Here is a 23,946-nt window from a genome sequence, read left to right on the forward strand (position 1 = left end):
AGGATTTAACAAGCTCCTAAATTCACTTATCATGCTTTCCTACTTTTGTCAAGTTCTAATACTGTACCTACGCCCTATGGGTGTCAACTTAAGACTAAAACCCTGTATCTCTCTCGTTTGTATCGAAGTCTCGATCCCCCTAAATCCCCCTTAAAAAGGGGGACTTTGAGTGCTTCCTGTTCCCCCCTTGTTAAGGGGGGTTAGGGGGGATCGAGAGGATTGTGACTCACACAGAAGACTGATACTACGTTTAACTTTAAGTTGACACTAATGGAGTAAGAATTAGTCCCTACCAGGTAAATAAATCAACCTTGCAGAACTTCAATTAAAGCATTGCCCATCGCTCGACAGCCAACGAGTTTCATGCCTTCTGACATGATATCGCCAGTGCGATAACCTCGATCCAAAACTTCGACAACGGCTTGCTCGATTTTATTAGCAGCTTCCGGTTGATTTAAGGCGTAACGTAGCATCATTGCCGCGCTTAAAACTTGGGCGATGGGATTGGCTTTATCTTGTCCGGCGATGTCTGGTGCGGAACCGTGCACGGGTTCAAAAACTCCCGGCCCGCTTGCTCCCAAACTAGCAGAAGGCAGCATCCCAATGCTACCAGTTAGCATCGCCGCTGCATCGGAAAGAATGTCGCCGAATAAATTGCCGGTGACAATTGTATCGAACTGCTTCGGCCAGCGAATTAACTGCATGGCGGCGTTGTCAACGTAGAGGTGAGAAAGTTCGACATCAGGGTATTCTGAAGAAAGGGCAATAATACGATCGCGCCACAGTTGCGAAACGTCCAAAACATTCGCTTTATCAACGGAACACAGCCTTTTCCCCCGCTTCCTGGCCGTCTCAAAAGCAACTCGCCCGATTCTGTCAATTTCTGACTCGGTGTAAGCCATCGTATTAACACCGCGTTTTTCGCCTGTTTCCGTCTCAAAAATACCTTTCGGTTTGCCGAAATAAATGCCGCCTGTGAGTTCGCGGATTACCATAATATCCACGCCTTCGACAACTTCCCGTTTCAAACTAGAAGCATCAACCAATTGCGGTAAAATAGTCGCCGGACGCAAATTTGCAAATAATCCCAATCCGGCGCGCAGTCCTAATAATCCAGTTTCGGGGCGCTGTTCGCGGGGCAAATTATCCCACTTGTAACCGCCAATTGCTGCTAACAATACTGCATCGCAGTTGCGGCATTTTTCCAGTGTTTCTTCGGGCAGCGGATTGCCTGTTGCGTCAATAGCAGCGCCGCCCATTAAAGCTTCTTGAAATTCAAAGCCGATGTCCAATTGTTTACCGACAAGTTTCAGGACATCTACCGCCACAGCGATAATTTCAGGGCCGATGCCGTCTCCTGGTAAAAGAGTGATGCGGTAGTTTTGAGTCATATCGATTTTGGAGTTTTGATTTGAGATTTGAGATTGAGAGTTAATGGGAATTCTTTGGAAATGCAAGACATTCTCACAAGGCTATAATCATATCAGGATAAGCAACCTCAGAATTCATTATGACATTCCCGACTTACCCGCCTGCTCAAGCTGAACCGCCTTTAGACCCCCGGCAGAGTTTGCCAACAATGTATGATTTACCTAGCGAAGACCCAAAGGAGCCTGGTTTGCCCGATACATTTCATTTAGATCAGCCGCAACTCTTGGAATTCACCTTTTTGCCGCCGGGATGGGATGCGGAACAAGTCTTTACAGCCAGTGACCTAAATTTGTATTACGATGCAACACAACCGCGCTGGCATAAACGCCCGGATTGGTTTGCTGCGGTGGGTGTGCCAAGGCTTTATCAAGGGCGCGATATGCGTTTGAGTTATGTAGTTTGGCAAGAACGGGTAAATCCGTTTGTGGTGGTGGAATTGCTATCGCCGGGCACTGAAGATGAAGATTTAGGGCGGACTGTTCAACAAGCTGGGGAACCGCCGACTAAGTGGCAAGTTTATGAACAAATTTTGCGGATTCCTTACTATTTTATTTTCAGTCGCTACACGGATGAATTGCGAGCTTTTCATCTTGTAGGAGGCCACTATGAACCGGCAGAATTAATTGATGGGCGGTTATTTATTCCTGAGTTGCAGTTGAGTTTAGGTTGGTGGCAAGGCACTTATAAGAGTATGAATCGGTTGTGGTTGCGGTGGTTTACGGCCCAAGGAGGGTTGATTTTGAGTCCGGGTGAAAGGGCGACGGCGGCGGAACGGCAACTGATTGAATCTCAACAGCAAGTAATTGAAGCTCAACAGCAACTGACAGAATCTCAACAGCAACTGACAGAATCTCAACAGCGAGAGGAAAGACTAGCGGCGCGGTTGCGGGAACTAGGCATTGATCCTGAACAGTTGGTTTAATAGTTCTCGCACCCAGGCCTGGTGAAACCCGGTTTCAACTCCTCGAATCCGCGCAACAGGAGTGAAATAAGATAAAAACAGTTCGATCGCACGCACGTACAAAAAAATCGGCAAGGAGTCGCACCAGTGGCAGAGGGCGAAGGCATACCAACATCAGCACAGATTGATTATCGGGACTATTCTTGGGCATTTTGGCCAGTTGTCCCCCTCTATCCCTACAGCAAGCGGCGCACCATCCGCAAGGAAATAGTCAAGGACACAATCTGGACTTTTGACCAGCTACAAGGCATTTTTTACGTGATCGTCCCGATTCGGATGACAGTAATTAAACTAGAACCCGAAGGCCTTCTCGTCTACGCCCCCGTTGCACCGACTCCTGAGTGCATCCGCTTGGTAAAAGAGTTAGTAGCAGAGCACGGCGAGGTGAAGTACATCCTGCTGACAACGGTTTCGGGCATCGAGCACAAAGTTTTTGTCGGCCCCTTTGCGAGGTGTTTTCCCGAAGCGCAGGTGTTTGTCGCCCCGCAGCAGTGGAGTTTCCCGGTGAATTTGCCGCTGAGTTGGCTGGGTTTGCCGGCGAAACGCACCTCTGTACTGCCGTTTGACAGCAGCAACACGCCGTTAGCGGATCAATTTGACTGGGCAATTCTCGGCCCCCTCGACCTCGGTTTGGGCAGATTTGCCGAAGTTGCGTTATTTCACAGACGATCGCGCACGCTGATGTTAACAGATTCCATAGTTTCGATTCCCGAAAATCCGCCCGCGATCGTCCAACTCGACTCTTACCCGCTGCTGTTTCACGCCAAAGAAAGCGCCTCGGACATTGTGGCAGACACCCACGAAAATCGGCGCAAAGGGTGGCAGAGAATCGCCTTATTTGCCATGTATTTTAGCCCCAGCGTGCTGGAAGTGCCACCGTGGTCGGAGGTATTTGCCAGCGCACGCAAAGCGCCAGAACGCTCTAGGAAAGCTTATTTCGGGTTGTATCCGTTCAAGTGGAAAACAGATTGGGTGCGATCTTTTGAGGCTTTGCGGGGAGGAGGGCGGTTGTTTGTCGCGCCGATTTTGCAGACTTTGATTCTCAACCGCGCGCCGAGGGAAACTCTTGATTGGGTGGATCAAGTGGCGAGTTGGGACTTTCAAAGGATTGTACCTTGTCATTTCGATAGTGCGATCGACTCCCGGCCGCGTGAATTCCGCCAAGCATTCTCGTTTCTGGAAAAACACTCGCCTGTTAATTCCTTACCCGAAGACGATTTTAAATTGCTCAGGCAGATTGATGCGGGTTTGAATAAAACTGGTTTGGTTCCACCTGCGAAAGACAAGATTTAATCTTACATCTTCCACCTTTGTTAAGCACAGGCAAGATGCCTGTTCCACACAACTCAATTTTCTTGTGGAACGGGTTCTCCGGCCCGTTCCTAAACAGGTAATTAAAAAGGGTGCAACATCTCAGTTTCATCTTATACCAAGTTGCGTTCAGACGTACAATCATGAGTGATACCAAATTGGGATATAAACCGTAATTCCATGAATAAGAAAAACTTTTTGCTGGTACTCTGTCTGTTGCTACCAAGCCTAGTCATAGGCTGCAAGCAGCCACAAACCTCTCAACAAACATCAAGTCCCTTTGTCCCCACACAAACCACGACCATCCCAGGTTGGAAAAAATTTGAGGGACGCGGTGTACAATTGCAGTTACCGGAGAGTTATAGCGGCGGAGATCTCAGCCAATATCTGGACGTGGTGGTTCAGAAGCTGGAATCTTTGGGGCCCTACTATCAGCAGGTAGCTCAGTCACTCAAACAGAATCCATCCGCATTCGTCATCTGGGCTTTTGACTCGAAGGTTAGTAAAGCAGGTTTTCTGAGTAATGTCGCTATTGCTATAGAGTCAGTTGGACCTACAGTGACAATAGATACATACTTGGATCTGATTCCTAAACAATTACCCAGCGAATTTCGTGTCGTGGAGCAGAAGAAAGTGTCGCTTGACCGCTATCAGGCAGGTCAGATCGTGATAGAAGCAACAATTTCCGGTGTAACTGCCAAACAGATAATCTACACGATTAAGCAAGGGAGCAATATGTGGATTGTTGCATTCTCTACCACTGCTGAGGAATTTGAACAGCGCAGGCCAACGTTTGAACAAAGTATTAACACGTTTTCAGTGAGCGATTAGCTCGACTTTTTTTCCAGCGAACATTGTAGGTCTGTTGTATAAGCTGATACTAAGTTGCTTTCAAAGAGCTTATTCTAAAATGTGGGAAATAAGTCATTGAGCGCAAGCGTTCCGGATTAGATGCTAGATTGACAAGTCCATGACAAAGTTCATCGACTACCTTAGACATTGACTTGAATATTCGGTTATTAAAGTAGTTTTCTCGTAAATCTTCCCACAGATGTTCAACGGGCATTAATTTGGGGCTATAAGACGGTTGAGTCAACAGCCGAATATTTTCGGAAATTTCCAAATTATTTGACATTTATCACCCTCAACTAGATTCTACATCACAATGCAACTTGGTATTACATCTTGCAGCATTCTTAAGAACAGGCAAGAGGCCTGTTCCACAAAACTCAATGTTATTGTGGAACGGGCTCTCCGGCCCGTTGCTAAACAGCTAATTGAGAATAGTGCAACATCTCAGTTGACTCAGATATCTGTAGGGACACGGCAACGCCGTGCCCTTACCTTTCGCACTTAAACTCATCAAACTTCACCACTTCAGACTCCGGTTTCCGCGTATCAAAATAGTAGCTGCTAACCGTACCCTCCCCCGTATCAAAAATAGTAAAAGCCGTAATATCATTGCTATCAATATACGGCAGCGGCCGCCCGTCTTCTCCCAACAAAGGCGCAACAGTCGGCACCACAGGTTCCAATCCGTTCGGATCTCCAATAGCGCTGTAATCTTCCCGATATGCCGGCGGCACAAATCGGCGCTTTTCCCCCGCAAAAGCACCGTAACTGTTGCCCACATTAGAAGTCTCCAAAAAGTGCATTCCGCTGGAACTGACAAACCGATTCCACAAGTGCGAATGTCCGTAGAATACCAACTGCACGCCCGCTGTTTCTAGTAGCGGCACTACATCCCGAATCAGATAATCTTGCTGTTTCGGATACTCGTAACGCACCATTTTAATCTCGCCATCGAGAGCGCGATCGACTATTTGCACTGGGTCAGTATAAGCCGGTACAATATTGTCACCCAGAGAATGCGGCGGGTAGTGAAACATCACAATTTTATATTTTGCCTGCTGGAATTCCGCACTTTTTAACTCTTGTTGCAGCCAATTATATTGAGCGCTACCCTTGACAATCGGCTCAAAAATATGCTGTCCGTATCCCCATTTTTCGGGATTATTAAAATCTGCGTCCCGTTCGCGATACCTGCCTCTGGCACCCGGATCTAAATTCGGAGTCCGCCAGATATTCGCAACGTATAAAGTCACTAGCCGCACGTCCCCAAAAGTCACAGCATAGTAATTTTTGCCTCCCGGTAAATTGAAAATCTCGTCATAGGTATCGCTATTAAAAGTATTGTTTTTCAGCCATATTTCGCGCACTGAAGGGTCATTATTGGGATTCAAAGATGCAGGACGTTGAGCGTATATTTTCTCGGCAGCGGCGCGGGGAAAAGGATCGTTAAATTGGTCATCAAGTTTGCTGTGGGTTGCAAAGCGACCCATGATTTCGTGATTGCCAATGGCGGGAAATAAAGGCGCGTGTTGGATCAGTTCGCCGCCGCTGTAAACGGTTTTGATGCCGTTTTTGTCCAGTTCGGAAAATGCGCGACCTTGCAAAGCGGGAAAGAAGGCGCGGCCTCGGTAATCGTCAAACCATTCGGAAGCGCGATCGGGTATATTAATTAAATCCCCAGCCATAAAAACTGCGTCAACTCTCCCAATTGTTTCGGCTACTTTCTGGAGATTTGCTGCTGTCATAGGCATCAATTGATGGTCGGAAGTTAGGAGAATTTTGAGCGCACTTCCTGCTGCTGGTGTGGGAGAAAAAGTGAAAAATTTGCTGCTAACAGATGCGCCGTCTTTCCTTTGGCTGGTAACTCGATAAGGAATGCGAACACCGGGCATTAAATTGGGGACTTCTGCTTCGTGGCGCCAGATGTCGCGGACAATTGGATTGCTGTCAATTATGCTTTGTTTGATTTCATCGGAGATGCGCGAGTCTTTGTCTTCGCGAGTGTGGCTTAGCTTGGTAGTATTTGCCGTCACAACTTGATTCAAATTTTCGCCGTAATCAACTGTGTTGCGAGTACCAGGAAACTCGGTGAACCAGACAACTCGCACCGAGTTTGCTGTTGGAAGTTGCAAAAACGGATCGGTTAAAAGCTGAGGTTTGTTAAGGTAAGATTGCATCATGAAACCTAGCAATAGGACAATCAAAATCAAAACACCAAAAAACCAGGGATTGCGAGAATAACCTTGAGAAATTTCTACTTTATTGGGCAATGGTGTCAACATAAGTCATTAGCCATTATTTTGTAGGGGCGCGTTTCAGAAGCCAAACAGAAGTCCCCCCCCAAATACATATAAACCCGCCCCGCCAACTGGAAATTTTAAACTACCAACATTATCAAAAAGTTAAGAAATTAGTAAAATATTTTCCATCTAACAAACTTCAACCATTTTTTCACATCTTCTGATCTCTCAATTCTCTTTCTCTGCGCCCTCTGCGCCCTCTGCGGTTCCTTAAAAAAAATTATCAAAAATGATTGAGACTTACGATATAACATTCTTAACACCCTTCCTTCAATCTAAAATCTAAAATCTAAAATCTAAAATCCCATGACCCGCCACCTTCTCAAAGCTAACTGCAAAACCGTACACTTGGGCGGTTTTTCTCCGAATATCGAACCTGCTTTAAGAGTGGATTCGGGCGATCGCATCGATATCGAAACCTATTCAGGATATTATGTTGCTGACAAAGCGCCGCCCGAATTTCTCACCCCCGAATTTTTAGATATTTGTCAGAATTTGCCTCCCAACCGCAAAGTTGGCCCTGGGCCCCACTTGCTGACAGGCCCCATTTATGTTAACAATGCCGAACCGGGAGACGTTTTAGAAATTCACATTGAGGATGTTTACCCGAGTTTATCAGTAGGATTTAATGCAATTCGCGCGGGATGGGGAGCTTTACCGGAGTATTTCTCAGAACCTAAATTGCGGTTTATTCCGCTAGATTTAGAGCAAAAAAATGCTGAATTTCCTGCAGGTAGCGGCATTCGGATTCCCCTGCATCCTTTTTTTGGAATTATCGGCGTTGCCAATGCAGAAATCAACCGTTCTTCTATTCCTCCAGCGCGCTACGGCGGCAATATGGACAATCAGGAACTCCAAGCAGGAACGCGGTTATTTTTACCTGTTTTTATGCGGGGCGGTTTACTGTCCATCGGCGACGGACATTCGGCACAAGGAGATGGTGAAGTTGACGGTACTGCTATAGAAACTTCGATGAATGGGACTATTCAAATCATCTTACGCAAGGATTTATTTCTGATATTTCCGTTTGCAGAAACGCCCACTCATATTGTGATTATGGGATTTGGTAGAACATTAGATGAAGCGTTTGAGATGGCGGTAAAACAGACGGTTTATTGGCTGCAAAAGTTTGCAGGTTTCCAAGAGGAAGATGCTTATGTTTTGTGTTCCCTCGCGGTAAATTTTCGGATTACGCAGGCTGTCAACAATCCTCAAAAAGGAGTTCACGGAATGATGCCCAAGTGTATTTTACCAGAGGTGAAAATTATTGGTCACGGAGTGTGAGGTAGTATAATAACACGCGATCGACCAAAAAATTAGGATCGCGATCGCACAAACTACACAAATTTGTCACTGCTGTGGTCGATCGGGAGCGCGATTCTGTTGACAATTAAGGTTAAAATGGGATAAGTTACAAAATCTACCTAAATCGAACTCAACATGAAAAACCAGACTGACGATGTTGCCAAAAAAGATTTAGTCGATCGAGCTTTTGGGAGTGCAGAAATACCCGATCCGACAGCGTGGGTGCACGAACATTATTTTCTGGCTAATTTCGCCGATACTCTGGCCCACATCCAAGAACATATGTCTGAAGACAGTTGCGACATCGGCGAGAATTGTGACTCCGGTGAGGGGATATTATCGATCGATGCCAAAATTAGAGATATGTTGAGAGCTACTTTTAGCGACGACGGCTGGCAGTATGTCGAAAGTTTATTGTGAGTTTGGTACAATCCCTAAGTATTTGTACCTTCATAAGTTGAGCTCGTAAATGATACCACTTTCACAAAAGAATGCAACTGTAGCCGGGTGATCTAAACCCTTAGATCATTCTTGATCCCCAATTTTTTAATCTCAAATATCAAATCTCAAATAATATCACTTTCCTCCCCCAAGACAGACTCGCAATTCAGACTGCCTGCGTGCATTTCCACCTCAATTTGAAGTAAATTTGACTGTTGTGATGTAGGATACTTTAGATGGGGAGGAAATTACTGTCGGTAGGAATTTCGATAGATCGCAAAAACGCCGCACTTTCTTCGGGCAAAGCAGTATTGATAAACATCCCGCTGCCCAACTCAAACCCAGCTTGCTTGGTGACTCTGGGAATAATTGCGATATACCAGTGAAAGTATTTTGTTGCCCGTTGGGCGATCGGCACAGATCGAATATTATAGTTGTAATCGGGATTGTTCAATCCGTAATAAAACTTAGCCAGTACAGTTTTCAAAGTATCAGCAAGATCCGTAATTTCCGTATCAGTAATTTCATCAAACGAAGAGGAATGCCGGCGCGGAAAAATCCAAGTGTGAAACGGTGAAAGTGCAGCGTAAGGGATAAAAGCCACAAAATGTTCACTCTCACAAATCACTCTTTCCTTCGCCGCTAATTCATCTTCCAAAGTCCGGCAAAACAGACATTCTCCGGTGTCATCAAAATATCTAATAGCTTCGTCGATGCGGCTACGAAATTGGCTGGGTACAACTGGCGTCGCTGCTATCTGCGAGTGGGGGTGTTCCAGAGAAGTTCCGGCAGTTTCGCCGTGATTTTTGAAGATAATAATTGTTTCAATGTAAGAATTTTTTCTAATTTCTACATAGCGCTGGCGGTATACTAAAAGTATGTTGGCAACTTCTTCCACACTCAACAAAGCTGTCGTCAAATCGTGTCGCGGATGTTCTACAATTACCTCGTGAATGCCGATTCCCGCCATCGTGCGGTGAATTCCCGATGATATCCTCATCCATTCTGCTGTCGGGGAGAGGGCGGGATATTTGTTGCGAATTGCCCTGACTTTCCAGCCAGTGCGTGAAGCGAAGCTATCCCGTAGGGAATCGCCCAAACGGCAAGTTTCTAAGGTTCCATCTTCCTCATTTCCCACGCAAAACGGGCAATCGGCACGGTGCGGTGGCACTAATATTTCGCACTTTTTTTTGTTAGCGAATTGATCCGGTCTTGTCGCCCTTTCGGTGGCGATGATAACCCAATCTCTGGTAATTAAATTTTGTCTAAGTTCAGACATTTTCTTACCTTCAGTTTCCGGGTCAAATTCTATCTTATTTTAGAGAACAAATTGTAGTTTGTCACTCAAGAGAGCAAACTTTTAACAAATCTTAATTTATTATTAAAGCGGCAGTTTCTAAACAGAAGTTAACAACATTTGGAGCCAGCGATAGAGGGCGATTAGCGACTAAAGGTGTTTCCCCCGATGTTACAGAATATCTGTCTAGGCAGTATGGGTAAGCACAGATTTTCACCTGAGAGATTAAGCCAACTGTAACTGCACATTCTGCAACTTGCAAATAGCTTTCAACACTTGCGCCAACAAGAGCGATCGCTCCCTGTCAGTCAAACTCAAGTCTGGTAAAATCTGATAAGTACAAGGATTGCCGCGCGTCAGATACACAAACTGATAGTTACGTCCATTCGTCGTCAATCCCCAAACAGACGATTGCTGCTGCAAACTTTTATAAGCATAAGTCAGCAATTGCGGCAAACCGGCCCAAGGATCGATCGCACTATTTTTCGCCTCCACTACCAAAATCCAAAACTGTGCCGCCGCGAGCTCTGCATCCGGCTGATTTACCGCTAAAATATCCAAGCGCCCTTTAATTAAAGTATCCCCATCCTCAACCTCGATCGGGATGCTATCTTCCATTGTCAGCACCACAGGAACTTTAAAAAATCCCGTTAATCTCATTAACGGTGAAAGTGCTAAAAACTTAACCAATTCTTCAGACACTTTACCTGCTTCTAGATACCGCCAAAAGTCATTGCTGATTTCCCACAGTTGCTGCTGTTCAAAATCCGTCAGAGGTTCCAGAGAGAAAAAATCAGTAAAACCTCCTCCTGTTTGTCTTTCCAATTTGAGAAGGCGGCGAACGTCGTTTAGCGAAAGTTGGCTTGCTTCTAAATTTTGGGTCATAGCTTTAATTTAATTAAATTTTACTAACTACCTAATTATAGCTGATATAACTTACCAAAAACTATAAAAAATGTAGCACAATAATTAGTAACAATAATCAAGCATTAAATAGGCTAAAAAATCCTCTTCATCTGCGTTAATCGGCATTCATCGGCGAACAAAAAAAGAACAACCTCTCAACCTCTTACAAAATTACCCAAAGTCTTAAGGAAAATAAACATACTTTTGCCCCAACTTATGCAAACAATAGTTACAAAGACTAATTGAAGTTAAAGTTAAAAGCAATGTCACAAGATACCATCGAATCAATTCTTCATGAAAAACGCCTATTTCAGCCGCCTGCTGAATTCTCTCAAAAAGCTCACATCAAAAGCCTAGAAGAGTACCAAGCCATCTACGACAAAGCCAAAGCTGACCCCCAAGCCTTCTGGGCAGAACTCGCCACCCAAGAATTGCACTGGTTCCAAAACTGGGATACCGTGCTCGACTGGCAACCGCCTTTTGCTAAATGGTTTGTCAACGGCAAAATTAACATTTCTTACAATTGTCTCGATCGCCACTTAACCACTTGGCGCAAAAATAAAGCCGCCCTGATTTGGGAAGGCGAACCCGGAGACTCCCGCACACTCACCTACGCGCAACTCCACCGCGAAGTCTGCCAAATGGCGAACGTCATCAAACAATTGGGAGTCCAAAAGGGCGATCGCGTCGGCATTTATATGCCCATGATTCCCGAAGCTGCGATCGCCATGCTAGCCTGCGCCAGAATCGGTGCAGTACACAGCGTTGTTTTTGGCGGTTTTAGTGCAGAAGCATTGCGCGATCGGCTAAACGACGGCGAAGCAAAACTCGTCATCACCGCTGACGGTGGCTTCCGCAAAGATACCGCCGTCGGCCTCAAAACACAAGTAGACAAAGCATTAGCAAATAATGCCGTACCCAGCGTTACCAACGTTCTGGTAGTTCAGCGTACCAAACAGCAAATTGACATGGAACCGGGGCGCGATCTTTGGTGGCACGACTTGCAAAAAGACGCCTCCGCCGACTGCCCCGCCGAACCGATGGACAGCGAAGATATGCTGTTCGTACTCTACACTTCGGGAAGTACCGGCAAACCGAAAGGTGTCGTCCATACAACAGGTGGTTATAACCTTTATACCCACATGACAACCAAATGGATATTCGACCTCCAAGATACCGATGTTTACTGGTGTACTGCTGATGTCGGCTGGATTACTGGACACAGTTATATTGTCTACGGGCCGCTGTCCAACGGTGCGACAACTTTAATGTATGAAGGTGCTCCTCGCCCTTCAAATCCTGGCTGTTTTTGGGATGTAATTGAAAAATACGGCGTCACCGTTTTCTACACTGCACCCACCGCCATCAGAACATTCATGAAAATGGGCGAACACTTGCCCAACGCGCGCAATTTGTCCTCTTTACGATTGTTAGGAACCGTCGGCGAACCGATCAATCCCGAAGCTTGGATGTGGTATCAACGAGTAATTGGCAACTCGAATTGTCCGATCGTCGATACTTGGTGGCAAACAGAAACCGGGGGAATTATGATTACCGCTTTGCCCGGTGCAATTCCTACAAAACCCGGTTCTGCAACCCTACCGTTCCCCGGAATTGTGGTCGATGTTGTTGACCAAGCTGGCGAACCAGTAACTAACGAAAGCGGCGGTTATTTAGTGGTGAAACATCCTTGGCCGGGAATGATGCGTACACTTTACAACGATCCAGACCGTTTTCGCCGCACCTATTGGGAATATTTGCACCCGAAAGATGGCGAATTTGTGTACTTTGCAGGGGACGGCGCGCACAAGGACAAAGACGGTTATTTCTGGGTAATGGGCCGCGTTGACGATGTAATTAATGTGGCCGGACACCGACTCGGCACAATGGAAGTCGAGTCAGCTTTGGTATCGCATCCAGCGGTGGCGGAAGCTGCGGTTGTTGGTAAACCTGATGAGATTAAAGGTGAGGATATTGTGGCTTTTGTCACGCTGGACAACTCCCAGCAACCTAGCGATGAATTGGCTAAGGAATTGAAGCAGCACGTTGTTAAGGAAATTGGGGCGATCGCCCGTCCCGGCGAAATTCGATTTACCGATGCTTTGCCGAAAACGCGAAGTGGTAAAATTATGCGGCGGTTGCTGCGTTCTTTAGCTGCGGGAGAAGAGGTTTCTGGGGATACTTCGACTTTGGAAGACCGGACGGTTTTAGATAAGTTGCGGGGAGGTTCGTAGGGGTATGCAACCGCAGATTTTAGCTGATTAACGCGGATGAACGCAGATGAATTTCCCATCAGATCATCTGCGTTTATCTGCGTTTATCTGCGGTTTAATTGTTAATTGGTTTATTTGCCGCGCCACAAATGAACCGCATCGGGGTTTATTTCCGATCTTACTTGCAGCCACTCCTCTAACAAGTAGTCATCATCGACTGCTTCTGAATGCTGTTCGTCTTTGAGAATTGCCAAGACGTGAACTCCAGACGGATAGTTGACATGACGGATTTCTGGGTCATATCCTAAGTCTTGAATTTTTGCTAAAATGCGATCGACAGCACCGGCAACAGTAAGATCAACGGCAAGAATAATTTGACCGAGTTTAGCACCCGGTTTTACACATTCCAGAACAGCCATTATTCTTTCTCCTTATGCTATCTTAGATATTTTTACTGTAGCAATGAATTATTTGGCTCATCTATTCTTATCAAAAGGCACGCCAGAATCCCTGATTGGCAACCTCTTAGGAGATTTTGTCAAAGGAACGGCTGTCAACCTTTATTCCGATGAAATTAGAAAAGGCATCGATTTGCACCGCAAAGTAGATACCTACACGGACTCTCACCCAATAGTGCGATCGAGTAAAAGCCTTGTTTGTGCCGAGAGACGCAGGTTTGCGGGAGTTTTGATTGACGTGTTTTACGACCACTTCTTAGCTAAAAATTGGCTGGAATATTCAGAAATTCCGCTTCCCGATTTTTCTCGCCATGTCTATAAAGTCCTGCAAGACAATCGCGATATATTGCCTGAATCTCTCCAGCGGGTGCTGCCAACAATAATTGCCCGCGACTTGCTTTCATCTTATCAGGAAATTGCCGAAATCGGCATCACTCTTACAAGAATGTCGGCCCGAGTCAAGCGGACAAATAACTTGGCAAGCGGCATAGAAGATTTGACAGCTAACTATCAGCGCTTAGAATCAGATTTTCGATATTTTTTCCCCGACTTAATAAAATACGCCACAGTTGACAAATATTAATACAAACAACAAAAATTACAGTTGCTATTGATAGCGAACTCGTGTATGATTCAACCGATACCTGCATGAAATCTTAAGTGCAACAGGGTTGAAAATATGGCAACCAGAATTCCGAGCCTGCAAATAACTAAAGTAGTTGATGGCGACAGCATCAAAATTTCTCTCAACGGCAAAACCGAGTCTCTGCGGCTGATTTGCGTCGATACAGAAGAAAGTCATCCGGGAGGCTCCAAACCTGTAACTGCGGCGGGGAAAGCAGGTACGGAAATGGCTAAAAAATACTTCGCCACAGCAGATGGCGGACTTGCTCAAATTGACATAGAATTTGATACAGACGATGCGGTTGAAGTGGCTCTACAAAAACACCGCGACAACTACGGGCGTCTCCTCTGTTACGTACATAAAAATGGAGAAAATTACAATCTTAAACTGATTGAAGAAGGCTGGAGTCCCTACTTTGTCAAATACGGGCGCTCCAGATTGTATCACCGCCAAATGACTGAAGCAGAATCGGCAGCAAAAGCTTACAATCTGATGATTTGGAATCCGATTATTAATGCCAAAATTCCTTCTCGCAACTATGCTAATTTACTGCCTTGGTGGTCGATGCGAGGCTCGATTGTTGAAGAGTTTCGGTTGTCGGAAGCAACGGCAGGAGCGCTTTCTTTGAGGTTGCACTACCCGAAAATATTAGCTGCTTCTGAGAAAGCTAAATCTATTACTATTTTCTGCGATTTGCAGGCGGGAATTACTAAATGGATCGGCGGTAGCGCTCTGATTTATGCTGGCTCAGTTTATCATAAATTAGATTTGTGGATACCGGATGCTGAAACTGATGAAATGGCTCCATTGAAGCGGCTAATTGAGAAACGTTATGCAGGTCTGGGACGGGGATATGTGTATGTCAGTGGGAAGGTAGAACAGTACAAAGGGAAGCCTCAAATAGTTTTGAAGGATATCAAACAACTTTCAGATTTTCCCCCAGAAAATTGAATCTTACATGAATTTAATTAAAAAAATTGCAAGACAAAGGGAACGATGAAGACTGTTCTGCGGGGAACGCGATTGAATTTTGGGCGATTCCCTACCGCAACGGGTTCGCACGCGCGTTCGGGATAGCTTGGCTTCACGCATTTTTTAAAATTTAAGTAGCATTATGGTTGAAAATCCAAAATTATTGTGTTTTTTTTATAAGGCTAAATCAATTCATACTATAATAGTATAATCGCAAGTCTGTAGCTGCCAATAGCTGCGACATCCATTCAAACTCCAGAGATTTAAAAGCTATGTGCCAATTACTGGGAATGAACTGCAATGTTCCAACAGATATTTGCTTTTCTTTTGAGGGTTTTTCTGCAAGAGGTGGCAGAACAGACGTTCATCAAGACGGTTGGGGAATTGCTTTCTTTGAAGGTTTAGGATGTCGCCTTTTTATAGACTCAAAACCTGCGATTGCTTCTCCGGTTGCTGAAGTAGTGCGCCGCTATCCCATTCATTCAACTAACGTCATTGCTCACATCCGCAAAGCTACGCAAGGCGCAATTGCTTTGGAAAACTGCCACCCTTTTATTCGGGAACTTTGGGGACGTTATTGGGTGTTTGCTCACAACGGCAATCTCGAAAACTTTTATCCAGAATGTGCCGGAGTTTACAAACCGGTTGGTAAAACTGACAGCGAAAAAGCATTCTGTTTGATATTAGAAAAGCTGCGCTCCTCTTTTCCTCAAAGTAAGCCTGCTGTAGCGGAAATTTACCCGGTTTTGGAGGAAATTACTAAAAGTTTGGCAGAACACGGAATTTTTAATTATTTACTTTCCGATGGAGAACACTTGTTCACCCATTGTTCTACTAATCTGCATTATATTGTGCGACAAGCACCTTTTGCTAGCGCTCACTCGATCGACGAAGATGTAACTGTCGATTTCCGGGAATTGACCAAGGAGGACGATCGCGTGGCTGTTATTGCGACTTTTCCGCTGACAGATAACGAAGTTTGGACGCAAATTCAGCCGGGAGAATTGCTGGTATTTCAGGATGGTTTGCCCGTCAATTCTGGGCTGCTGGAGTTAAGTTAACGAGATTCAAACAAATTTAAAGCCTAAACAGAGCATCGAACCTGCTAAATAACCAGCTTTCCAGCTTGATTGATGAAGCCAGATTTGCTATCGCGCTTGACAGCGGCTAAGCCTTCTGAAAAACTGCCGACAGCGGAAACTTGGGGGCGATCGCCCACTAGCCTGTTTGATTGATGTATCCGCACCCTTTTGAAGCCCTAACTGCTGCTAAACCTTCATTAAATGAGCCGGGTTGCACAATTTGATGATGATTCTTGTGGGGTGTCTCGCCTTCAGTGAAAATACACCTGACTGGCTACGATATCCCATCCCACAAAACAATCAAAATCATCCCGCAATTATCCAACGGCTTCTACTTTCCCCGAACTGACAACAGAGGGATTAATTCGGTTGAACAGCCACGAGAATTTGTCCGGCTGTCACCGTTTGTCCCTTTTGACAAAACAACTCGGCAACAGTGCCCGCAACATCAGCAGTAATAGCAATTTCCATTTTCATCGCTTCCAAAATTAACAGGCGATCGCCCTCTGCAACCGTATCTCCCACATTAACCAGCACCTGCCAAACATTGGCCGAAACGTGGGCGACAACTGCCTCACAACCGATCGGCAAAACAACCTCCGCCGCCGTTTCAGAAGCCACATCCGCCGAGGATTCTGCGGCAGATTCAGCGTCAAATTCCCCGGATGCGGCCCAGCGATCGCGCTCTGCATTAAATGCGGCCTGCTGCTGCGCTTTAAACTCAGCCGCATTGTTAGCAATAGAATGCAAAAACTCATTGTATTCTCTCAAATTAAAAGTAATTTCCTCAACCTTTAATTTAAACTTCCCTTCGATAAATTCTTCCCGACAGCGGTGCAATTCCTCATGAGAAACCGGATAAAATCGGATTTGGTCAAAAAAGCGCAAAAGCCAAGGTTTACCAGACTGGAAATCCGCCGTTTGTTTGAACCGATTCCACATTTGCACCGTGCGGCCGACAAATTGATAACCTCCCGGCCCTTCCATCCCGTAAACGCACAAATACGCGCCGCCAATGCCAACTGCATTTTCAGGAGTCCAAGTGCGGGCGGGATTGTATTTAGTAGTAACCAAACGGTGGCGCGGGTCGAGGGGAGTTGCGACGGGCGCGCCTAAATAAACGTCTCCCAAACCCATCACTAAATAGCTAGCATTAAATACAATTTCTCTGACTTGTTCGATGCTGTCAAGCCCGTTTATGCGGCGAATAAACTCAATATTGCTGGGACACCAAGGTGCATCCGATCGCACAGACTGCATATATTTTTCAATGGCCAACAGCGTCGATTCATCTTCCCAAGATAAAGGCAAGTGCACAATTCGCGCCGGCACTTCCAAATCCTCGATCGCCGGAAGTTCCGCCTCCGCCGCAATCAGCGCCTGCATTAGCTGCTGTTGCGAAATCTGGCTGCCCTCAAAGTGAATTTGGAGCGATCGCATTCCCGGCACTAATTCGATAACACCCGGCAACGGATTTGCTTTCAACTGTTCCATCAATGCGTGCGCCCGAAAACGCAAATTTAAATCCAGCACCAAGGGGCCGTATTCAACTAGAATATATTTATCCCCAGCTTGACGGTAAGTAACAGCAACCTGTCCCGGAGATTCGGGAATTTCGTGCAAAATTGGAGAAGCGGAAACTGCGGGCAATTCCTCCGCATTTTTCCTAAAAACAGGCAAACTAAAAGTAGCAATTTGCAGATTTTGTGCTAATTCCCGCTGCAAAGCTTCAGCAAAACTCAAACAGTGAAAGCGAATGCTGTCCCCCGGTTTTAGTTGCCCGATTTTCCACAATTCCGACTGCACAATAGTAGCAGGACAGACAAAACCTCCCAAACTCGGGCCGTCAAGACCGAGAATTACAGGCATATCCCCCGTAAAATCGATCGTGCCGATCGCGTAAGCATTATCGTGAATGTTAGACGGGTGCAAACCCGCTTCTCCGCCGTCTTGACGCGCCCAGGTGGGCTTCGGGCCGATCAGCCGAATGCCCGTCCGCGTCGAGTTGTAATGCACCTGCCATTCTGTAGAGAAAAACATTTCTATGTCTGACTCAGTAAAGAAATCCGGCGCGCCATGAGGCCCGTACAAAACGCCGATTTCCCAATTATTTCTGTAGGTGGGAATTAGTTCCGGAGGCAAAGATAATTCTGCTTCCAGAGTTGCCGTTTGATGCAGTTTAAGCACATCTCCCGGACGCAGCGTGCGGCCCGCGTGTCCGCCAAATTTGCCCAGTACAAAAGTTGATTTGCTGCCCAAATAATCGGGGACATTAAAGCCGTGCTTTACTGCTAAATAAGTGCGGTAGCCGCCGCCTTGAATGGCTTTTAACTTGAGAATGCTGCCAGCTTTTACGGGAATTGCCGTCCAAAACGGCACGGGTTCGCCGTTTAGCGTTCCCTTCATAGTTGCACCAGTTAAACTAATAACTGTATCGGCATTAAAGCGCAGAGTTGGACCTGTAGCTGTGAATTCCAATCCTGCTGTCGATTCGGGATTTCCTACTAAACGATTTGCCGATCGAAATGCCAGATGATCCATCGGCCCAGAAGGCGGCACGCCCACATCCCAATAGCCAATCCGCCCCGGATAATCCTGAATGCTGCTGTAGGTTCCCCCATCCAATACATCGATCGTTAAAGGTGCGTATTCAAAAGAGTTTAAAAAGCGCGTGCTCAGTTCGCCCCGGCTGAATCGGGAATCGTCCAAAATCTGGCGGAGGTAATCTAAATTAGTTTCAATTCCCGCTATTTCACTGGCATCTAAAGCAGCTTTTAGTTTTACGATCGCCTGGGTTCGATTATCCCCGCAAACGATTACTTTGGCTAGCAGCGGATCGTAAAAAGGAGTAACCTCCGTCCCGGTTTCTATCCAACTGTCGCAGCGGACGTTTTCGGGAAACGCAACTTTATTCAGCAACCCGGAACTCGGCTGAAAATTCTTGCCGGCATCTTCCGCATAAATTCGCACCTCAATAGAGTGTCCCTGCGGCCGATAGCGGTACTCTTCCAGGGGGAACAAATCTCCAGAAGCCTGTTTTACCATCCACTCAACAAGGTCGATGTTGTTGACAGCTTCAGTAACGCCGTGTTCGACTTGTAAGCGCGTGTTGACTTCCAAAAAATAAAACTGTTTCGCCTCGACATCAAATACAAATTCAACAGTCCCGGCTGACTGGTAATTTACCGCTTTTCCGAGCCGCACTGCTGCACCGTATAACTGATTTCGCTGTTCGTCGGTAATACCAGGGGCGGGGGTTTCTTCAATTACTTTTTGATTGCGCCGCTGCACCGAACAATCTCGCTCGCCCAAGGCTATGACATTTCCTTTGCCATCTCCAAAGATTTGGACTTCTATGTGTCTGGCTGTTTGAATGTATTTCTCTAAAAAAACGCCGCTTTGTTTAAAATTGCTTTGACTCAAACGCTGTACTTTTTCAAAGGCTTCTGCCAAATCTCGATCGCCAAAACAAGCCTGCAAACCGATGCCACCGCCGCCTGCGGTACTTTTGAGCATTACCGGATAGCCGATCGCCCCAGCCGCTTTTTGGGCATCCTCTAAACTTGCTAAAAGTTCGCTTCCGGGAGTTAGCGGCACTTGATTTGCAGCGGCTATTTCCCGCGCGGTGTGCTTCAATCCAAAGCAGCGCAACTGACTCGGAGTCGGGCCGATAAATGCAATATTTTCGCTTGCACAAGCTTCGGCAAATTCAGCATTTTCGCTCAAAAAACCGTAACCCGGATGGATGGCTTGAGCTTTTGTTTGGCGCGCAACTTCGAGAATGCGATCGAACCGCAAATAACTCTCGGCTGCCGCGGCTGCACCGATACAAACGGCTTCGCTGGCGGCGAAAACGTGCTTGGCGCGGGCGTCGGCTTCAGAATATACTGCTACTGAAGCAATTCCGAGGCGATCGAGTGTGCGGATAATTCGGCAGGCAATTTCACCGCGATTGGCAATCAAAACTTTGTTAAACATTTAGGGAATTGGGAATTGGGCATTGGGCATTGGGCATTGGGCATTGGGCATTGGTAATTTTGGACTTACGCACGAGTATTCGGAAACCGGGTTTTTTAACCATTATATTTAGTTTAAACCCTTAATCTCGGTTAAAAAACCCGGTTTCTTTAGTCCCCGTGCGTAAGTCCTGTAATTGCTAATTGGCAATCGATTATTCAGGGGGGTCAGAAACCGAGTTTGTCCACCAAAATAATTGCTTAAAACCTTCAATCTCGGTTAAAAAACCCGGTTTATTGGTTCGGAGTGCGTAAGTCCTAATAATTAGATATTTTCAGATTACACGGAATCCCAAACAATTAACTGAATCGGCGTAGGATTGTAAGCATTGCAAGGGTTGTTCATTTGCGGGCAGTTAGAAATAGCAACTAGCGCGTTCATTTCTGCTCGCAAATCAACTGTACTTCCCGGATCGGAGATGCCGTCAACAATTTCAAGAGTGCCATCTTCGCTAACCGGAACATTCATAAAGAAGTTGATATTGCTGACTAAATCTCGCTTGCCCAAACCGTGGGGAAGAATTGCGGCGAGGAAATTTTCAACACAGGCGTGCTGGTATTTTTTATCTAGCCCAAACCGCACCGAATTGCTCTCGCAGCTACAGGCGCCGCCGGAGGTATCGTGCCGCCCGCAGGAGTCAGCAATTATGGTCATCAGGGTTCGCCCTTCGTTGGAAATGAGTTGGCTGTTTGTAGTGACAAAGATGTTGCCTTGATTGACGATCGTATCGGGGGCGCTGTAGCGTTCGGAAGGGTCATCGGCATTGTAAACTAAAAAATCTACTGCTTGATTTCCGCCTAAATCTACAATCCGAAGAATCTGTCCTTTTTTGATGACGCGAGACCAGGGATGTCTGGCTGGTAAAACTTCGTTATAAATTGCTGTTTTTGGATCGAGGATTTGTTGGGTAGTTGCAGTCATGGTTCACTTTTTGTGATGGAATTGCAGAATTTTTCACCGCAGATTGGTGCGGACAATATTGAGTGCTGGAATCGAGTCTATTGCACGAACAAAGCATCGGTGTTGATGAAGCCGCGCACGGCTTCCGGGTTGGCGGCGCGGCACAAGTCGTCTGGTGCGGGTGCGGGGGTTTTCACAATCTGAATTTGGATGGGTTTTGGATCGTAAGTTGAACCCGGATGCAGGATGTGGGGGCAGTTAGAGATAATGGTCAATACGTTCATTTCTGCTCGCAAATCGATAAAACTACCCGGTTTTTCGCAGCCTTCGCGAAACTCCATCGTGCCGTCTGGTTTGACGGCAATGCGAGTAAATAAGTTGAGGTTGGGCATGATATCTTTTTTACCCAATCCCCACCGACTTAGGGCTTTGAGGAAGTTGTCGCGGGAGTTTTTCCAGTCTCCTTCGCCGTATTTTTTGGCATTGCTAATGGCGTTGCTGCATCCTCCTAGCAAATCGTGACAGCCGGAGGTGTCTTGGGTGATGGAAAATAGGATGCGTCCCATGTCTGTGTAGATCGCCATGCCTTGTTTGAGAAAGGCGTTGAATTGAATTTTGGCGGTGTCTGCTGCGTTGAAACGTTCGATCGCATTGTCGGCGTTGTAGCACAGCATGGAAACGCCGCGAGAGCCTTCTAAATCGGTGATTCGCAGGGTGTTTCCCCGCTTGATGACTCCCGACCAGTACGCGCCGCCCGGTACGGTTTCTTCGATTAATACGAGGCTTGAATCAATTTGTGAGTTTGGGTCGATCGATGATAGTTGCACCATAAGTTCCTCTTGATGTATTTGGGTAGGTCAGCGAAATAAAACAATAGTATGTCTTATATCAAGTCCGGTTAATTACTTATAAATCCTATACGGGCATCGGGCATCGGGCATCGGGCATGATGGGACAAAAGTATTATAACTATTCAACCGGACATGATATTAGCTGGTCAACCCGCCTGATCCCAAAGTAATATTTATAGCGGTTTTCAAGCGTGGTGAGGTATGGGGGAGAGTTCTATGCCCATGCCCAATGCCCAATGCCCAATACCCAATGCCCACGAGTACCTCATTTACCTGAGAAAGGCTATACAAACCTATTTCTATTTAAGCAGCCATTGCAACTGCTTCCTGTCCGTGTTTCCGCATCAAATCCATGAGTTCGTCGCGGTAATCGTGGAATTTGGCGTGGCGTTTAATGCTGGGAGTGCGATCGGGCAAATTAATCGACATTTCCTTTCTCACTGTACCGGGACGAGCGCCCAAAGCATAAATCCGATTGGAAAGAAACACCGCTTCTTCGACATCGTGGGTAATCATAAAGATTGTAATCTGAGTGCGGCGCCACAAATCGAGCATGAATTCGTGCATCGATTCTTTAGTGTGGATATCCAAGGCGCCGAAAGGTTCATCCATTAATAACACTTTAGGTTCAGAAGCGAGGGCGCGGGCGATCGCCACCCGCTGTTTCATCCCGCCCGACAATTCCTTCGGTAGCGACGAAGCAAACTGCGTCAATCCTACCACACTCAAATAATAGCTCGCTTGTTCGCGCCGCTTTTTCTTGGACAGACCTTGAAGTTTGAGGCCAAACTCGGCATTTTCCTGCACGTTCATCCAAGGAAAAAGAGTGTAATGCTGAAATACCATACCTCGATCCGGCCCAGGCGAAACAACTTCCTTGCCATCAATTTTCACTTCGCCTGTTGTCGGCTTGTCCAATCCTGCAATCTGCCTCAACAGAGTAGATTTGCCGGAACCAGATGCGCCTACCGCGCAGATAAATTCGCCTTGCTTGATGCTCATATTGATGTCCTTGAGGACAACTAATTTACCCTTTTTCGTTTCAAAGTTTTTGTGCAGGTTGTTGATTTGTAGAAACATGAGTTTATCCTCTGTATTGTAAGTAAAAAAATTACACCATTCTGACTTTTAACATCTGCTTACTGTTTCTGACTTGACCATTTACAAGAAACCCGCAGCAGATATTGAAAAAGCAAGTCAAAAGTCAGTCCGATCGCCCCAATGACAATCAGCCCCACAAAAATTTCATCGGTTCGGAGAAATCGACCTGCGACGCTGATCCGGCGGCCTAAACCTTCGGTTGCCGCAATCAATTCCGAGACGATTACCAATTGCCAAGCCGCAGCTAGGTTGATGCGGCTAGCATCAAGAATTCCCGGCAAAACGTGGGGAAAAATAACTTGAGTCAGGATTTCCCAGCGATTGCCGCCCAACATATAAGTAGCTTCGATCAAGTCTTTGGGAACAAACTTGACTGTATCCATCACCATCAGCGAATTGAAGAAAAAGACGCCGATAAATATCAGCATTATTTTGGGTTCTTCGCCGATTCCCAAGTAGAGAATTAGCAGGGGGATGAATGCTGGTGCGGGCATATATCGCATCAAGCCGAACATGGGTTCCAGCAAGGCGCGAATACTGGGAAAACTGCCCATCAGCACGCCAATTGGTATGGAAAAAACCAAGGCGAACAGAAAGCCCACTCCCACCCGCCACAAACTCGCTACTGTGTCTTTCAAAAGTTCGCGAGTGTTCCACAGCCGACCAAATGCCTCTAAAACTTTGCCGGGTGAAGGCAAAAATTTGGGGTCTACGTTGGCGAAGGTTGTTACTAGCCACCACAGCAGCAGTGGCAGTGCGATCGATGTTACCGTTAACCCAATATTGAGGGGTTGTGGTATCTCTTCCGCAATCCGCCAGAAAACGGTGGGATTTAGGTTTTTTTGCTTGAGGTGGGATTGGATCGATCGCGGATCGGGATTTGGTGGCATGATTTAATTACTGAATAGTTTATCGAGTAATTT

20 protein-coding genes are annotated in these 23,946 nt (G+C 46.3%); 9 read left to right on the forward strand and 11 right to left on the reverse strand.

Going from position 1 to position 23,946, the window contains the following annotated elements:
• Window positions 1–305 precede the first annotated feature (305 nt).
• Window positions 306–1,391, reverse strand: a complete 1,086-nt coding sequence (gene leuB / locus QUA36_RS23260; RefSeq protein ID WP_333259240.1) for a 3-isopropylmalate dehydrogenase — start codon at window positions 1,389–1,391, stop codon at window positions 306–308.
• A gap of 119 nt (window positions 1,392–1,510) precedes the next feature.
• Between leuB and QUA36_RS23265 the strand changes: the two genes are divergently transcribed.
• The 3 genes from QUA36_RS23265 to QUA36_RS23275 all read left to right on the forward strand — a co-directional run bounded on the left by QUA36_RS23265 (window position 1,511) and on the right by QUA36_RS23275 (window position 4,534).
• Entirely contained in the window at window positions 1,511–2,353 is an 843-nt protein-coding gene (locus QUA36_RS23265; RefSeq protein WP_242716859.1) for a Uma2 family endonuclease, read from the forward strand.
• 126 nt (window positions 2,354–2,479) lie between these two features.
• Window positions 2,480–3,685, forward strand: coding sequence for a DUF4336 domain-containing protein (locus tag QUA36_RS23270; protein WP_333459255.1), 1,206 nt, complete (start codon window positions 2,480–2,482; stop codon window positions 3,683–3,685).
• Between the two features lie 198 nt (window positions 3,686–3,883).
• Window positions 3,884–4,534 (forward strand): hypothetical protein, encoded by a 651-nt coding sequence (locus QUA36_RS23275; RefSeq protein WP_333166626.1) that lies wholly within the window; start codon window positions 3,884–3,886, stop codon window positions 4,532–4,534.
• A 509-nt stretch (window positions 4,535–5,043) separates the two neighbouring features.
• On the opposite strand, the gene QUA36_RS23280 is transcribed toward QUA36_RS23275, so the two are convergent.
• Entirely contained in the window at window positions 5,044–6,837 is a 1,794-nt protein-coding gene (locus QUA36_RS23280) for a metallophosphoesterase family protein (RefSeq protein ID WP_333459256.1), read from the reverse strand.
• A gap of 324 nt (window positions 6,838–7,161) precedes the next feature.
• Here QUA36_RS23280 and QUA36_RS23285 point away from each other — a divergent pair, with 324 nt between their 5' ends.
• Both QUA36_RS23285 and QUA36_RS23290 read left to right on the forward strand, forming a co-directional pair.
• The gene (locus QUA36_RS23285) at window positions 7,162–8,139 is read left to right on the forward strand and encodes an acetamidase/formamidase family protein (protein WP_333452687.1); all 978 of its coding nucleotides are present in this window, start codon (window positions 7,162–7,164) and stop codon (window positions 8,137–8,139) included.
• 156 nt (window positions 8,140–8,295) lie between these two features.
• On the forward strand, window positions 8,296–8,580 hold the full coding sequence (locus QUA36_RS23290; RefSeq protein ID WP_333166617.1) for a hypothetical protein: 285 nt from the start codon (window positions 8,296–8,298) through the stop codon (window positions 8,578–8,580).
• Window positions 8,581–8,833: 253 nt separating this feature from the next.
• Here the strand turns inward: QUA36_RS23290 and galT are convergent, their stop codons facing one another.
• Both galT and QUA36_RS23300 read right to left on the reverse strand, forming a co-directional pair.
• A complete protein-coding gene (gene galT / locus QUA36_RS23295; RefSeq protein ID WP_333459257.1) occupies window positions 8,834–9,880 on the reverse strand; it encodes a galactose-1-phosphate uridylyltransferase in 1,047 nt (348 codons plus the stop codon).
• Window positions 9,881–10,123: 243 nt separating this feature from the next.
• Window positions 10,124–10,783 (reverse strand): restriction endonuclease subunit R, encoded by a 660-nt coding sequence (locus tag QUA36_RS23300; protein WP_333166612.1) that lies wholly within the window; start codon window positions 10,781–10,783, stop codon window positions 10,124–10,126.
• 284 nt (window positions 10,784–11,067) lie between these two features.
• On the opposite strand from QUA36_RS23300, the gene acs reads away from it, so the two are divergent.
• Window positions 11,068–13,038: an acetate--CoA ligase gene (acs, locus tag QUA36_RS23305; protein ID WP_333459258.1), complete on the forward strand. Its 1,971-nt coding sequence runs from the start codon at window positions 11,068–11,070 to the stop codon at window positions 13,036–13,038.
• A 110-nt stretch (window positions 13,039–13,148) separates the two neighbouring features.
• Here acs and QUA36_RS23310 read toward each other — a convergent pair whose 3' ends face one another.
• Complete coding sequence (locus tag QUA36_RS23310) at window positions 13,149–13,436, reverse strand: hypothetical protein (RefSeq protein WP_333145265.1); 288 nt, start codon at window positions 13,434–13,436, stop codon at window positions 13,149–13,151.
• A gap of 43 nt (window positions 13,437–13,479) precedes the next feature.
• Here QUA36_RS23310 and QUA36_RS23315 point away from each other — a divergent pair, with 43 nt between their 5' ends.
• The 3 genes from QUA36_RS23315 to QUA36_RS23325 all read left to right on the forward strand — a co-directional run bounded on the left by QUA36_RS23315 (window position 13,480) and on the right by QUA36_RS23325 (window position 16,133).
• Window positions 13,480–14,058, forward strand: a complete 579-nt coding sequence (locus QUA36_RS23315; protein ID WP_333459259.1) for an ACP phosphodiesterase — start codon at window positions 13,480–13,482, stop codon at window positions 14,056–14,058.
• Window positions 14,059–14,154: 96 nt separating this feature from the next.
• Window positions 14,155–15,051, forward strand: coding sequence for a thermonuclease family protein (locus tag QUA36_RS23320; RefSeq protein ID WP_333459260.1), 897 nt, complete (start codon window positions 14,155–14,157; stop codon window positions 15,049–15,051).
• A 293-nt stretch (window positions 15,052–15,344) separates the two neighbouring features.
• Window positions 15,345–16,133, forward strand: a complete 789-nt coding sequence (locus QUA36_RS23325; protein ID WP_333231590.1) for a class II glutamine amidotransferase — start codon at window positions 15,345–15,347, stop codon at window positions 16,131–16,133.
• A 44-nt stretch (window positions 16,134–16,177) separates the two neighbouring features.
• On the opposite strand, the gene QUA36_RS31425 is transcribed toward QUA36_RS23325, so the two are convergent.
• From QUA36_RS31425 to QUA36_RS23350, 6 genes are all read right to left on the reverse strand, one after another.
• Window positions 16,178–16,318 (reverse strand): WG repeat-containing protein, encoded by a 141-nt coding sequence (locus QUA36_RS31425; RefSeq protein WP_445251252.1) that lies wholly within the window; start codon window positions 16,316–16,318, stop codon window positions 16,178–16,180.
• 196 nt (window positions 16,319–16,514) lie between these two features.
• Window positions 16,515–20,132 (reverse strand): urea carboxylase, encoded by a 3,618-nt coding sequence (gene uca, locus QUA36_RS23330; RefSeq protein WP_333459261.1) that lies wholly within the window; start codon window positions 20,130–20,132, stop codon window positions 16,515–16,517.
• 318 nt (window positions 20,133–20,450) lie between these two features.
• Window positions 20,451–21,092, reverse strand: coding sequence for an urea amidolyase associated protein UAAP2 (locus QUA36_RS23335; protein ID WP_333459262.1), 642 nt, complete (start codon window positions 21,090–21,092; stop codon window positions 20,451–20,453).
• Between the two features lie 77 nt (window positions 21,093–21,169).
• The gene (locus tag QUA36_RS23340; protein ID WP_333459263.1) at window positions 21,170–21,901 is read right to left on the reverse strand and encodes an urea amidolyase associated protein UAAP1; all 732 of its coding nucleotides are present in this window, start codon (window positions 21,899–21,901) and stop codon (window positions 21,170–21,172) included.
• A 324-nt stretch (window positions 21,902–22,225) separates the two neighbouring features.
• Complete coding sequence (locus tag QUA36_RS23345) at window positions 22,226–23,002, reverse strand: ABC transporter ATP-binding protein (RefSeq protein ID WP_333459264.1); 777 nt, start codon at window positions 23,000–23,002, stop codon at window positions 22,226–22,228.
• Between the two features lie 59 nt (window positions 23,003–23,061).
• Entirely contained in the window at window positions 23,062–23,913 is an 852-nt protein-coding gene (locus QUA36_RS23350) for an ABC transporter permease (RefSeq protein WP_333459265.1), read from the reverse strand.
• Window positions 23,914–23,946 lie beyond the last annotated feature (33 nt).

Origin of the sequence: Microcoleus sp. Pol10D4 (assembly GCF_036701555.1) — a bacterium.
Classification (GTDB): Bacteria; Cyanobacteriota; Cyanobacteriia; order Cyanobacteriales; family Microcoleaceae; genus Microcoleus.